The organism is Streptomyces fractus (assembly GCF_049844455.1).
Lineage (GTDB): Bacteria > Actinomycetota > Actinomycetes > Streptomycetales > Streptomycetaceae > Streptomyces > Streptomyces fractus.
In genome coordinates, this window is record NZ_JBMYHI010000002.1 from 6,877,404 (window position 1) to 6,890,554 (window position 13,151).

Sequence of the window (13,151 nt, forward strand, 5' to 3'; positions counted from 1 at the left end):
TTCAGTCTCGCTCGCACACGAAGATCGACGTACCTGGGATCAGGTTCCCGCGCAGCGGCGACCAGCCGCCCCACTCCTGCGTGTTCCACTCGGGCCACTCGGGCTCCACGAGGTCGACGAGCCGGAAGCCGCCCGCCACCACGTCCCGTACCCGGTCCCCGACGGTGCGGTGGTGCTCGACGTACACGGCCTGCCCGTCGTCGTCCTGCTCCACATAAGGAGTGCGGTCGAAGTACGAGGCCGAGACGGACAGGCCCTCGGGGCCCGGCTCGTCGGGGAACGCCCAGCGGATCGGGTGCGTGACCGAGAAGACGAACCGTCCGCCGGGCCGCAGCACGCGGTGCACCTCGCGCATCACCTGCACCTGGTCCGCGATGAAGGGGAGCGCCCCGTACGCGGAACAGGCGAGGTCGAAGGAGCCGTCCTTGAAGGGCAGCACGCTCGCGTCCGCCTCCACGAGCGGCACCTTGCCGCCGTCGATGCGCAGAGCGTGCTGGAGCTGGCGGTGCGAGAGGTCGAGGGCGACGGGACGGGCGCCCTGGGCGAGCAGCCAGCGCGAGCACTGCGCGGCGCCGGCCCCGATCTCCAGGACGTCCTTGTCGGCGAGCTCGTCGAGCGGGCCGAGCAGCTCGGCCTCGATCTCGTCGAGCCCCTCGGGGCACCACACGAAACGGTCGTCGCCCAGGAACGTGCCGTGCTCCACCTGATAGTCGTCCGCGTTCCTGTCCCACCAGCCACGGTTGGCCCGCGCGCTCTCCGTGGTGTCCGCGTCCCGCCGGGTCGCCGTCGAGTCGTCGTCGACCGTGGAGGTCGGGGAGACCGGGGAGACCGGGGAGGGGGAGTCGTGCGCTTCCATTGGTCCGGACTCTTGGATGATCGGCTCCCTCGTAATAATCTGCGGGCCCTGCGGTGTCAGTGGCCTCGCGTGACTGGTTTTCTGCCGGGTATGCGGCGATCCGCCCCGGGTGTGCGCCTTCGCGCATTGACCCTGTCCGGCTGCCCCCGTATGCTACAAGTTGCGCTGCGGGCCTGCGCACCTCGGACATAGCAGGCTGTGCTCGCATCTGTTGTATGTCCCCTCGGTTGTCGAGGCGCCACCGGTTCCTCACGGAAGCCCGGATTCGGCGCTTCCAAGGCTGTCCGGCTTCTTCAGAGCGAAACGGGCTCCCGGCGTAGCAGTACCCACCGACTTTCAATGTCCGCCGGAGCCCTTTCCCACATGACGAGCAGCACCGAGACCACCGCCACCACCCCGCAGGTTGCGGTCAACGACATCGGTAACGAGGAAGCATTCCTCGCCGCCATCGACGAGACGATCAAGTACTTCAACGATGGCGACATCGTCGACGGCGTCATCGTCAAGGTTGACCGGGACGAGGTTCTCCTCGACATCGGTTACAAGACCGAAGGTGTCATCCCGAGCCGCGAGCTCTCGATCAAGCACGACGTCGACCCGAACGAGGTCGTGGCCGTCGGCGACGAGATCGAGGCCCTGGTTCTCCAGAAGGAGGACAAGGAAGGCCGTCTGATCCTGTCCAAGAAGCGCGCTCAGTACGAGCGCGCCTGGGGCACGATCGAGAAGATCAAGGAAGAGGACGGGATCGTCACCGGTACCGTCATCGAGGTCGTCAAGGGTGGTCTCATCCTCGACATCGGCCTCCGTGGCTTCCTGCCGGCCTCCCTCGTCGAGATGCGCCGCGTTCGCGACCTTCAGCCTTACGTGGGCAAGGAGCTCGAGGCGAAGATCATCGAGCTGGACAAGAACCGCAACAACGTGGTCCTGTCCCGCCGTGCCTGGCTCGAGCAGACCCAGTCCGAGGTCCGCCAGACGTTCCTCACCACCCTGCAGAAGGGTCAGGTCCGCTCCGGCGTCGTTTCCTCGATCGTCAACTTCGGTGCCTTCGTGGACCTGGGTGGCGTCGACGGTCTCGTCCACGTCTCCGAGCTCTCCTGGAAGCACATCGACCACCCCTCCGAGGTTGTCGAGGTCGGCCAGGAAGTCACCGTCGAGGTTCTCGACGTCGACATGGACCGCGAGCGTGTCTCCCTGTCGCTGAAGGCGACGCAGGAAGACCCGTGGCAGCAGTTCGCCCGTACGCACCAGATCGGCCAGGTCGTTCCCGGCAAGGTCACGAAGCTGGTTCCGTTCGGTGCGTTCGTCCGCGTCGACGAGGGCATCGAGGGTCTGGTCCACATCTCCGAGCTGGCCGAGCGCCACGTGGAGATCCCGGAGCAGGTCGTCCAGGTCAACGACGAGATCTTCGTCAAGGTCATCGACATCGACCTCGAGCGTCGTCGCATCAGCCTCTCGCTGAAGCAGGCCAACGAGGCCTTCGGCGCCGACCCGTCGGTCGTCGAGTTCGACCCGACCCTGTACGGCATGGCCGCGTCCTACGACGACCAGGGCAACTACATCTACCCCGAGGGCTTCGACCCCGAGACCAACGACTGGCTCGAGGGCTTCGACACCCAGCGCGAGGCCTGGGAGACCCAGTACGCCGAGGCGCAGCAGCGCTTCGAGCAGCACCAGGCTCAGGTCATCAAGTCCCGCGAGGCCGACGCTCAGGCCGAGGCCGAGGGTGCCGCGGCTCCGGCCGGCGGTGCGGCTCCGGCCGCGTCCGGCGGCAGCGGTGGCGGCGGCGGCTCGTACTCCTCGGAGACGGCCGACAACTCCGGCGCGCTCGCCTCGGACGAGGCGCTCGCCGCGCTTCGCGAGAAGCTGGCGGGTGGCCAGAGCTGAAACGCTCTGCGCTAGCAGGTAGTTAGCGGTTGGCCCGCACCTTTTGGTGCGGGCCAACCGTTTTTTGTGCCCTGGGCAACAGAGGGGGGCCTCGTCCGCTGTGCGGCGTAGGCCGTAGTTACGCGCGCAGTTCCCCGCGCCCCCAAAAAAGGTCACCGGGCCCCTGGGCAGCCGTTACGTGGGGGATACACCGAGTGGTGGTGGGGCGTAACACGGTGTTGCCAGCATCCCCGGGTCAGTCAAGATCGCACTGATCCTGAGGGGAGCCGGGCCATGGCAGCACAGCAGGCGGCAGGGACGGGCAGCAGTCGGCGGGCGTTTTTGCGGAAGGTGGGGGTCAGTGGGGGTGCCGGGGCCATGTTCGCCACCATGGGGGCGCTCGGGCTCGCGCCCACCGCGCAGGCGGCGCAGCGGGAACTGCCGTATCGCGCGCCGCGGTCGGGGGACTTCTCGCTCAGCGGGCGCGGCGCCGCGAAGGTGGTGATCGTGGGTGGTGGTATCGCCGGGCTCGCCACCGCGTACGAGCTGGGCAAGGCGGGCTACGACTGTACGGTCCTGGAGGCCAGGGACCGCACCGGTGGGCGCAACTTCACGGTGCGGGGCGGCGATTCGACCGTCGACACGTACGGGAACAAGCAGACCGCGCGGTTCAGTGACGGGCAGTACATGAACGCCGGCCCGGCGAGACTTCCGCAGTGGATGGTGACGCTCGACTACTGCCGTGAACTCGGCGTGCCCATCGAGGTGTTCACCAATACGAACGCCGACGCCTACATCTTCAACGAGGGCGCCGGGATGACCGAGCCCGTGCGGTACCGGACCGCCAAGGCCGACGTGTACGGGTATGTGTCCGAGCTGCTGGCGAAGGCCTCCAACAAGGGGGCGCTCGACAAGGAGTTGACCGGCGGCGACCAGGAGCGGCTCGTCGAGTTCCTGAAGGACTTCGGGTCGCTGGGGGACAAGCTCGGCTACGAAGGGTCCGACCGGCGCGGGTACACGACCGTGCCCGCCGCGGCCGGGACGCCGGGCAAGGTGCTCGGTGGCGTGCCCTCCGCGTCCGAGGTGTTCGCCAGTGGGGTCGGGCGGTACTTCTCCTTCGAGTTCGGCTTCGACCAGGCCATGCTGATGTTCCAGCCGGTCGGCGGCATGGACCAGATACCGAAGGCGCTGACGCGCGCGATAGGGGCCTCCCGGATACGTACAGGGGCCGCCGTCAGCAAGATCACGGACAAGGGTGACGGGGTCGCCGTCACGTATACACAGGGCGGGCGGACCCGGGTCGTCGAGGCGGACTACTGCGTCGGGGCGCTGCCGCCGAACATCCTCGCCAAGATCCCGCACAACCTCGGCTCCGGCGTGCAGAGCGCCCTGGAGGCCATCAAGCCGCAGTCCGCGGGGAAGATCGGCCTGGAGTACCGGAGCCGGTGGTGGGAGACCGACCACCGGATCTACGGCGGCATCACCGAGACCGACATGGACCTCAGCCACATCTGGCACCCCTCGTACGGGTTCCACGGCGAGCGCGGCCTCATGATCGGCTACTACAACTACGACACCGACGCCGACGCGTACGCGAAGCTCACGCCCGAGAAGCGGGAGGCGCGGGCCGTCGCGCAGGGCGTCAAGATCTACGGCGAGAAGTACCGGACCGAGCTGGCGACCTCGTTCTCGCACCACTGGCGGCAGACGCCGCACCTGGAAGCCGCATGGCACGACACCCCCGGCGGGCCCGACGACCCCCGCTACAAGCCGCTCGACGAACCGACGGGCCGCGTCTACTTCGCCGGTGACTGGCTCAGCTACACGGACGCCTGGCAGCACGGGGCGTTCACGTCCGCGCGGCGGGCCGTCGGCAAGCTGCACGCGCGCGTGATGGCCAACTGACATGTACTGATGCGCTGCTTATCCGCATAAGAGGCTGCTGAGAATGGGTGCGGGCGGGAATGCGCGCACCCTCTCCGCGCGTTCTTGTCTTGGAACACGAGGAGGAGCGGTCACTGTGCTTGATCCGCAGGATTTGTACTCATGGGAGCCGAAGGGGCTCGCCGCCGTGGACATGGCGCTTGCCCAGGAGTCGGCCGGGTTGGTCATGCTCTACCACTTCGACGGATACATCGACGCCGGTGAGACCGGCGACCAGATCGTCGAGCGGCTCATCGACTCGCTGCCGCACCAGGTGGTGGCCCGCTTCGACCACGACAGGCTCGTCGACTACCGGGCGCGCCGGCCGCTGCTCACCTTCCGGCGCGACCGGTGGTCCGAGTACGAGGTGCCGGTGCTCGAGGTGCGGCTCGTCCAGGATGCGACGGGGGCGCCGTTCCTGCTGCTCGCAGGGCCGGAGCCGGACGTCGAGTGGGAGCGGTTCGCGGCCGCGGTGGGGCAGATCGTGGAGCGCCTTGGAGTGCGCCTCGCGGTGAACTTCCACGGGATCCCGATGGGCGTCCCGCACACCCGCCCCGTCGGCCTCACCCCGCACGGCAACCGCACCGACCTGGTGCCGGGGCACGCCAGCCCGTTCGACGAGGCGCAGGTGCCGGGCAGCGCCGCGGCCCTCGTCGAGTACCGCCTCATGGAGGCCGGGCACGACGTCCTCGGCGTCGCCGCGCACGTGCCGCACTACATCGCCCGCTCCGCGTACCCGGACGCCGCGCTGACCGTCCTGGAGGCGATCACCGCTGCGACCGGGATGGTGCTGCCGGGCGTCGCGCACGGACTGCGCACGGACGCGCACCGTACGCAGACGGAGATCGACCGCCAGGTCCAGGAGGGCGACGAGGAGCTGGTCTCCCTGGTCCAGGGCCTTGAGCACCAGTACGACGCGGCGGCAGGAGCGGACCAGCGCGGCAACATGCTCGCGGAGCCGCTGGACATCCCGTCGGCGGACGAGATCGGCCAGGAGTTCGAGAAGTTCCTGGCCGAACGCGAGGGCGACGCCTGATCACAGCGCCTAAGCTTCCGCTTATGTTGAAGGTGGGGCTGACCGGCGGAATCGGCGCCGGGAAGAGTGAGGTGTCACGGCTGCTCGTGGAGCGGGGAGCCGTACTGATCGACGCCGACAAGATCGCGCGGGAGGTCGTCGAGCCCGGGACCGAGGGGCTCGCGGCCGTCGTGGAGGCGTTCGGTGACGAGGTGCTCGCTCCGGACGGCAGCCTCGACCGGCCGAAACTCGGCTCGGTCGTGTTCGCGGACGCCGACAAGCTGGCCACGCTCAACAAGATCGTGCACCCGCTGGTCGGTACCCGCTCCTCCGAGCTGGAGGCCACCGCGGGCCCCGACTCCGTCGTCGTCCACGACGTTCCGCTGCTCACCGAGAACGGGCTGGCGCCGCTCTACGACCTGGTGATCGTCGTCGACGCGAGCACCGATACCCAGCTTGACCGCCTCACCCGTCTGCGCGGCATGAGCGAGGAGGACGCGCGGGCCCGGATGTCCGCGCAGGCCACCCGCGAGAAGCGCCTGGAGATCGCGGACATCGTGATCGACAACGACGTACCGCTGGAGCGGTTGAGGGAGCGGGTCGACGAGGTCTGGGCGGAGCTGGCGCGCCGGGCGCGTGCCGCGACCGCGTGATCGTCCTCGCCGCCTGCACCTCGCTCGGCGGCCTGGTGGCGCTCGTCGCGGGCGCGTACGGCCTGCAGCGCAGCCGTCGCGTCCAGGGCGCGGGGAACATAGCGCAGGCCCTGGTCAAACCGCCGCAGCCGGGGTCCGAGCGGCCTCTGCTCCAGTTCGCGACGGACGACGGGCGGGTCGTGGAGGTCGTCTCGCCCGTGCCGCCCAGCAAGCGGCGCCCGCTGCCCGCCGGCGGGGTCGTCAGCGTCGCGTACGACACCGAGGACCCGCGCGAGACCGTGCTACTCGGCGGCGAACGCCCCGGCGTGGACCGGGCCTTCATGATCGCGGGCGCCCTGCTCGTGCTCGTGGGCATGGTGCTCACGGTGTCCCTGAGCCGCTCGCGCTGACGGTGCCGCGTGTTCCGCCGGCGGGCCGCGGGCAGGAATAGCCCCTACGGTCCACGGTGTTGACCTGGTCGACACCAGGAGGAGGTTCGTCGTGCCCGAATCCACACCGGAGACGCACGTCATCGACTATCGCGCCGCCGAGCAGCTCCTGGCCGCGCGCGATCCGCGCGGAGCGGTGAAGCTTCTGGACGACGTGATCGCCGTCTACCCGGAGCACACCGCGGCCCGGCTGCTGCGGGCCCGCGCGTTCTTCGCCGCCGCGCAACTGCGGGCGGCCGAGCTGGAGTTCACGATCGTCCTGGAGCGCGAGCCGGACAACGCGTTCGCGCATTTCGCGCTGGCCAGGACGTACGAGCGGTGGTCGCGCCCGCAGCAGGCCCGGCGGCACTTCCGGCTCGCCGCGGCGCTCGACCCGCAGCCGGATTACCTGGCGGCGGCGCGCTTCGACGACTGATCGCCGCTACTGGGGCTTGTGGTACGGCGGGACGTCCCGGCCCGGCTGGTAGTGCGGGCCCTGGCGGATGTGCCGCAGGATCATGAACAGGTCGACCGTCGTGACCAGCCACAGGATTCCGCAGGCCAGCGCCCACCAGGGGCGGTGCGCGAGCAGGAACGCGACGGTGCCGAAGACCGTCCACACCAGCCCGAACAGCGCGAGGCCGAGCCGCAGGCGCAGCGGGCTGCGGGCGGTGACCGGCTCGTCACCGGTGCGGATGAAGTGCGCCGGATGCGGCATGTGCACTCCTTTCGTTGCACCTCTTCCAGAGTGCCACGCAGAACCCGCGCACGGGGAACGGCGCGGGCGGGGAACGCCGCGTGAGGGTGGTTCGTTGGGCCTGCATGGGTCTTGAGATGCGTACGGGATACGAAGGCACGGGGCCGGGCGCCATCACACCGGACGGCTGTGCCGTGGAGCTGTACTCGCGGCTCGCCGTCGAGGACGAGCCGGACGTCGTCGCGGGCGCCGTGCCCGCGGGTGCGAAGCTGCTGGAGCTGGGCTGCGGGGTCGGCCGCGTGACGCACTCGCTCGTCGATCGGGGCTTCAAGGTCACGGCGGTGGACGAGTCGCCCGAGATGCTGGAGCGGGTCCGGGGCGCGCGCACGGTGCGCGGCGCCATCGAGAGCCTCGACCTCGGGGAGACCTTCGACGCGGTGCTGCTCGGGTCGATCCTCGTCCACACCGGGGAGGCGGAGGTGCGCGCGGGGATGCTCGCCGCGTGCCGGCGCCATGTCGCCGAGGACGGCTGCGTGCTGATCCAGCGCGAGCGGCCGGGGGCGCACGAGAACCTGCCGCGTGAGGTGACCGGGCCCGGCGGCGGGTTCACGATCCGCAAGCTGCACTCGGAGCCGGTCGGCGACGGCGTGCGCTCGGTGAAGGTCGAGTACGTGTTCCCCGACGCGGTGTGGACGCAGACGTACCGGGCCCGCCCGCTCACCCAGGAGGAGTTCGAACAGGCGCTGGCGCAGGCCGACTTGAAGGTCGACCGGGTGCTGACGGAGGACGGGACCTGGGTGCGCGCGGTACCGGCGTGACGGCGGGCGGCGGCCGATGAGTTCGGGCGCCGCTCCCGGTCCAACTCTGTGACAGCGCACCGCATCGTGCGGGCCGCGCCCCCCTTCCGTCACCGAGGAGACCGTCATGTCGAACGCCGTCGTGGCCGCGCCCGTCCGTTCCCGCGCCGCCCGGATCTCGCTGCACACCGTCACCATCGTGCTCGCCCTGTTCTACGGGATCGCGAGCGGACTGCCGAAGCTGATCGCGCACCCCACGGCCGTCGAGGCCTTCAATGGCATCGGCTGGGGCAGGCCCGGTATGTACGCCATCGGGCTGCTCGAAGTCGCGGGCGCCGTCGGCCTGTTGGTGCCCGTGCTCTCCGGGCTCGCGGCGATCGGTCTGAGCCTGCTGATGGTGGGCGCGTTCTTCATGCAGGTCGTGGCGTTCGACGGGGAGAACGCCGCGACGCCATTGATCCTGCTGGTGCCGCTCGTCGTGCTGGCGTGGGTGCGGCGGGGGCGGAACCGGGAGTTGGTGGCGCTGTTGCGGCGCTGACGTCGTCCGGCCCCGGCGCTGTAACGGCGCCGGGTCGTCCGGTCGTCCGGCCCCGAGCCGAGGTCCCCTCCTGGTGGCCTCGGCTCAGTCCTGTCCGGGGCCCGGGGCGCCCGGCGCCTGCGGCCCCTGGCCGAACACGCCGCGCAGCCGCTCCAGTTCCCTGCGGTCGCGCTTCGTCGGGCGGCCCGTGCCGCGGTCGCGGATGCCGACCGGGGAGATCACCTCGCGCGGGGGCGGCGGCGGGGAGTTGTCGACGTAGGCCTCGGCGGCGACCGGCGCCCCGACCCGCTTGCGGATCAGGCGCTCGACCTTGACCAGGCGCTCGCGCTCGCCGGGCCTGCGCACCCGCACCTCGTCCCCGACGCGCAGCGCCTGCGCGGGCTTGGCGCTCGTCCCGTTGACCTTGACGTGCCCGGCCTTGCAGGCGGCCGCCCCCGCCGAGCGCGTCTTGACCAGGCGTACGGCCCAGATCCAGCTGTCGACCCGCACGCTCCCGCCGCCGCCCGAACCGTCCGGCGCCTGCGGTGTCCCCGGTGTCTGCGATGCCATGTGTCCGACGATAGTCCCGCGCGGGCCGCGCCCCGAACCCGTTGTCGCCCCCGTCGGCGAGCCCCGGCCGAACTGTCCCCGCCCAGCCCGGATAATCCGGGCGAAAGGAGCGTATTCGACAGCGAGGGGTGCACACGACATGGACGGCACGGATGCCATCGACCCGACCGGCGACCCGCGGGCCGCGGTCGACCGACTGATGGACGGGCTGCGGTCCGACCTGGAACGGCTGGCCGCCATCCCGTCCGTCGCCTTCCCCGGCTACCCGGCGGAGCCCGTGCGCGAGGCCCACGACCTGCTCGTCGGGCTGCTGCGGGACGCGGGCGTGGAGCACATCGAGACCCTCGACCTGCCCGACACCGCACCCGTGATCTTCGGCGAGATCCCGCCGCCCACGCCCGACGCCCCGACCGTCCTGCTCTACTCCCACTACGACGTGCAGCCGCCCGGCGACGAGAGCCTGTGGAAGTCGCCGCCGTTCACACCGACCGCGATCGAGGGCGGGCTGCGGGCCCGTGGCATCGCGGACGACAAGTCGAACGTCATCGCCCACCTCGGCATGCTGCGGGCCTTCGGCGGCCGGCCGCCCGCCGGCGTGAAGATCGTCTTCGAGGGCCAGGAGGAGTACGGCAGCCCCTTCGACGGCTATCCGCCCACCGACCCGGACCGGTTCGCCTGCGACGCCATGGTCATCGCGGACCTCGGCAACATCCGCCCCGGCACCCCCACCCTCACCACCGGCCTGCGGGGCGCGGCGGAAGTCACCGTAGAGGTCCGCACGCTCCAAGAGGCCCGCCACAGCGGCGAGTTCGGCGGCGCGGCCCCCGACGCCCTGCTCGTCCTCCTCAAGGCCCTGTCCACGCTGCACGATGTGCACGGGGACGTGGCGGTGGAGGGCCTGCGCCGCGACAAGTGGACCGGCACGAGCTACTCCGACGAGGAGTTCCGCGAGCTCGCCGGCGTCGAGGAGGGCCTCCCGCTGCTCGGCAGCGGCACCCTCGGCGAACGCCTGTGGAGCGGTCCCGCGATCACCGTCATCGGCCTCGACGCGCCGAGCGTGGAGCACGCCGCGTCGGCCGTCGTCCCGCACGCCCGCGCCAAGCTGAACCTGCGCTTCCACCCCCAGCAGGACCCGCGCGAGGCCCAGGACCTCCTCGTACGGCATCTGCGCTCGCTCAAGCCCTTCGGCATCGAGCTCACCGTCACCCCCGGCGACACCGGCCCCGGATACGAGGCGGACACCGGCGGCCCCGCCTACCGCGCGGCCCGCGCCGCGCTCAAGGAGGCGTGGGGCACCGACGCCTCGTACGTCGCGACCGGCGGCTCCATCCCGCTGGTCAACGGCCTCGCGCAGGCCGCGCCGAACGCCGAGGTGCTGCTCTTCGGCGCCCAGGACAACCTCTGCAACCTGCACGCCCCCAACGAACGCGTCCTGTTCTCCGAACTGCGCGCGACCGTCGTCGCGATGTGCGCGTTCGTGCGGGAGTACGCGGCCGACTTCCGGAGCGGCTCATGAGCACGGACAGCACCGACAGCACGGACAGCACGACCGGGGCCCCCGAACAGCCCCCGGCGAAGAGGAAGTTCACCTTCCCCAGCGCCCTCACCGTCCTCGCCGTCGTCACGATCGCGATCTGGCTGCTCGCGTTCCTGATCCCCTCGGGGGCGTACGACAGGAACAGCGCGGGCGCGCCCGTCGAGGGCACGTACCAGCGCGTCGACTCCGGGCAGACCTTCGTCGACCGCCTCAACGACCTCTTCCTCGCCCCGGTCAACGGCCTCTACGGCATCCAGGACCCGAAGACCGCCCTCGTCTCGCCGGACAACTCCGGTGATCTGTACGGCAGTGCGGGCGTCTTCCTCTTCGTGCTCGCCATCGGCGCGTTCATCACCGTCGTCTTCGCGACCGGCGCCCTCGACCGCGGCATCGGCCGCCTCGCCCACCGGCTGCGCGAGCGCGGGGCGCTGCTCATCGCGGGCGTCATGGCCGTCTTCTCCGTCCTCGGCACGGTCGAGGGCTTCGCCGAGGAGACGCTCGGGTTCTACGGACTGATCGTGCCGCTGATGCTCGCGCTCGGCTACGACCGGATGACGGCGGTCGGCGCGATCATCCTCGGCGCGGGCGTCGGCGTGCTGTGCTCGACCGTCAACCCGTTCGCGACCGGCGTCGCCTCCTCGGCCGCCGACATCTCGCTGGGCGACGGCATCGCGCTGCGGTTCGCGATGTGGATCGTGCTGACCGCGGTCACCATCGCGTACGTCATCCGCTACGCGAAGCGCGTGCGGAGCGATCCGGAGCGCTCGATCTCGGGCTTCCTGCCGGGGGACCGGGACCTCGACGAGACGGCCGCCGGGGCGGCCGAGGCGCCCGAACTCACAGGCCTGCACAAGGGCGTTCTGGTCGCCACGACGCTGGTCTTCGCCTTCATGATCTTCTCGGTGGTGCCCTGGGCGAGCGCCTTGACGGGCGACGCCGACGCGACCCCGTACGGCTTCGAACTCGACTGGTCCTTCCCGCAGTTGGCGGCGCTGTTCCTGGTCGCCGCCGTGCTGGTGGGGCTCGTCGCGCGGATGGGCGAGCAGAAGCTCAGCTCGACGATCATCCAGGGGGTCGCCGACTTCGTCTCGCCCGCGCTCGTCATCCTGCTGGCCCGCGGCGTCACCGTGATCATGAACAACTCGAAGATCACGGACACGGTCCTGCACGCCATCGAGGGCGTCGTGAAGGGCACCTCGTCGGGCATCTTCGCGATCATCGTCTTCGTCGTGAACCTGCCGCTCGCCTTCCTCATCCCGTCCACGTCCGGGCACGCCACCCTCGCCATGCCGATCCTCGCGCCGCTCGCCGACTTCGCGGACGTCTCGCGCGCGGTCGTCGTCACCGCGTGGCAGGCGGCCAGCGGCTGGATGAACCTGTGGGTGCCGACGACCGCCGTCACCATCGGCGGCGTGGCCCTCGCCAAGGTCGGCTACGACAAGTACCTGCGGTTCGTGTGGCCGCTGCTGGCCATCCTGTTCGTGCTGGTCTGCGCGTTCGTGGCACTGGGGGCCGCGTTCACGTAGCGCCTATCGTCGGAGTCATGGACGGCATGGACGGCATGGGCGGTCTCGGTGAACTCGACGAGCGCATCAGCGGCTGCCGGGCCTGCCCCCGTCTCGTCGAGTGGCGCGAAGAGGTCGCGCGCACCAAGCGCGCCGCCTTCGCCGACTGGACGTACTGGGGGCGCCCGGTGCCCGGCTTCGGCCCGCACGACGCCTCCCTCCTGGTCGTCGGCCTCGCGCCCGCCGCGCACGGCGCCAACCGCACGGGCCGCATGTTCACGGGCGACCGCTCGGGCGACGTCCTCTACCGGGCCCTGTACGACATCGGGCTCGCCTCCCGTCCTGACGCCGTCAGCGCCGACGACGGGCTGACCCTGCACGGCGTCCGGATCACCTCGCCCGTGCACTGCGCGCCGCCCGCGAACAAGCCGACGCCGGCCGAGCGCGATACCTGCCGGCCCTGGCTCGTCCAGGAGCTGAACCTGCTGCGGCCCACCCTGCGCGCGGTCGTCGTGCTCGGCGCGTTCGGCTGGCAGGCGGCGCTGCCCGCCTTCGCCGAGGCCGGGTGGACGGTGCCCCGCCCGCGCCCAGCCTTCGCCCACGGCGCCCGAGTCGACCTGCCAAGGGCTGAAGGCGGCGAAGACCTCTCCCTGTTCGGCTGCTTCCACGTGAGCCAGCGCAACACCTTCACCGGCAGGCTCACCCCGGAGATGCTGCGCGGCGTTCTGCGGGACGCGGCGCGCACCGCCGGGCTCCACCCGTTCGGCCCAGCTCCGCAGGCCGGGGGCCCGCCCGCTTCCTAGCGTGGCCG

The 13,151-nt window shown here is 70.8% G+C and carries 14 protein-coding genes; 11 read left to right on the forward strand and 3 right to left on the reverse strand.

The genetic code is table 11. The features are described 5' to 3' along the window. Nucleotide 1: 1 nt before the first annotated feature. Nucleotides 2-856, reverse strand: coding sequence for a class I SAM-dependent methyltransferase (locus ACP4E5_RS33065; protein ID WP_425835156.1), 855 nt, complete (start codon nucleotides 854-856; stop codon nucleotides 2-4). Nucleotides 857-1,219: 363 nt separating this feature from the next. Between ACP4E5_RS33065 and rpsA the strand changes: the two genes are divergently transcribed. From rpsA to ACP4E5_RS33095, 6 genes are all read left to right on the forward strand, one after another. Next, the gene (gene rpsA / locus ACP4E5_RS33070; protein WP_425835158.1) at nucleotides 1,220-2,740 is read left to right on the forward strand and encodes a 30S ribosomal protein S1; all 1,521 of its coding nucleotides are present in this window, start codon (nucleotides 1,220-1,222) and stop codon (nucleotides 2,738-2,740) included. Between the two features lie 357 nt (nucleotides 2,741-3,097). Further along, complete coding sequence (locus ACP4E5_RS33075) at nucleotides 3,098-4,624, forward strand: flavin monoamine oxidase family protein (protein ID WP_425835160.1); 1,527 nt, start codon at nucleotides 3,098-3,100, stop codon at nucleotides 4,622-4,624. 115 nt (nucleotides 4,625-4,739) lie between these two features. Beyond that, on the forward strand, nucleotides 4,740-5,678 hold the full coding sequence (locus ACP4E5_RS33080) for a PAC2 family protein (protein WP_425835162.1): 939 nt from the start codon (nucleotides 4,740-4,742) through the stop codon (nucleotides 5,676-5,678). A 23-nt stretch (nucleotides 5,679-5,701) separates the two neighbouring features. After that, complete coding sequence (gene coaE / locus ACP4E5_RS33085; RefSeq protein WP_425835164.1) at nucleotides 5,702-6,310, forward strand: dephospho-CoA kinase; 609 nt, start codon at nucleotides 5,702-5,704, stop codon at nucleotides 6,308-6,310. Beyond that, complete coding sequence (locus tag ACP4E5_RS33090; protein ID WP_425835166.1) at nucleotides 6,307-6,699, forward strand: hypothetical protein; 393 nt, start codon at nucleotides 6,307-6,309, stop codon at nucleotides 6,697-6,699. The genes coaE and ACP4E5_RS33090 overlap by 4 nt, the downstream gene beginning before the upstream one ends. Before the next feature lie 91 nt (nucleotides 6,700-6,790). Then, nucleotides 6,791-7,153 carry a tetratricopeptide repeat protein gene (locus ACP4E5_RS33095; RefSeq protein WP_425835168.1) on the forward strand — a complete coding sequence of 121 codons (363 nt, stop codon included), beginning with the start codon at nucleotides 6,791-6,793 and terminating at the stop codon, nucleotides 7,151-7,153. 6 nt (nucleotides 7,154-7,159) lie between these two features. Here ACP4E5_RS33095 and ACP4E5_RS33100 read toward each other — a convergent pair whose 3' ends face one another. Then, complete coding sequence (locus ACP4E5_RS33100) at nucleotides 7,160-7,435, reverse strand: DUF6343 family protein (protein ID WP_425835170.1); 276 nt, start codon at nucleotides 7,433-7,435, stop codon at nucleotides 7,160-7,162. Nucleotides 7,436-7,551: 116 nt separating this feature from the next. Between ACP4E5_RS33100 and ACP4E5_RS33105 the strand changes: the two genes are divergently transcribed. After that, on the forward strand, nucleotides 7,552-8,232 hold the full coding sequence (locus tag ACP4E5_RS33105) for a class I SAM-dependent methyltransferase (RefSeq protein ID WP_425835172.1): 681 nt from the start codon (nucleotides 7,552-7,554) through the stop codon (nucleotides 8,230-8,232). 106 nt (nucleotides 8,233-8,338) lie between these two features. Further along, nucleotides 8,339-8,749: a DoxX family protein gene (locus ACP4E5_RS33110; protein ID WP_425835174.1), complete on the forward strand. Its 411-nt coding sequence runs from the start codon at nucleotides 8,339-8,341 to the stop codon at nucleotides 8,747-8,749. Between the two features lie 84 nt (nucleotides 8,750-8,833). Here the strand turns inward: ACP4E5_RS33110 and ACP4E5_RS33115 are convergent, their stop codons facing one another. After that, nucleotides 8,834-9,298 (reverse strand): RNA-binding S4 domain-containing protein, encoded by a 465-nt coding sequence (locus ACP4E5_RS33115; RefSeq protein WP_425835176.1) that lies wholly within the window; start codon nucleotides 9,296-9,298, stop codon nucleotides 8,834-8,836. A 139-nt stretch (nucleotides 9,299-9,437) separates the two neighbouring features. Here ACP4E5_RS33115 and ACP4E5_RS33120 point away from each other — a divergent pair, with 139 nt between their 5' ends. Genes ACP4E5_RS33120 through ACP4E5_RS33130 form a run of 3 tightly spaced genes read left to right on the forward strand, consistent with a single transcriptional unit; the run spans nucleotide 9,438 to nucleotide 13,143 of the window. Then, nucleotides 9,438-10,814 (forward strand): M20/M25/M40 family metallo-hydrolase, encoded by a 1,377-nt coding sequence (locus ACP4E5_RS33120; RefSeq protein ID WP_425835178.1) that lies wholly within the window; start codon nucleotides 9,438-9,440, stop codon nucleotides 10,812-10,814. After that, nucleotides 10,811-12,361: a YfcC family protein gene (locus ACP4E5_RS33125; RefSeq protein ID WP_425835180.1), complete on the forward strand. Its 1,551-nt coding sequence runs from the start codon at nucleotides 10,811-10,813 to the stop codon at nucleotides 12,359-12,361. Before ACP4E5_RS33120 ends, ACP4E5_RS33125 begins: the two co-directional genes overlap by 4 nt. Nucleotides 12,362-12,396: 35 nt before the next feature. Next, nucleotides 12,397-13,143: a uracil-DNA glycosylase gene (locus tag ACP4E5_RS33130; protein WP_425841830.1), complete on the forward strand. Its 747-nt coding sequence runs from the start codon at nucleotides 12,397-12,399 to the stop codon at nucleotides 13,141-13,143. Nucleotides 13,144-13,151: the final 8 nt, after the last annotated feature.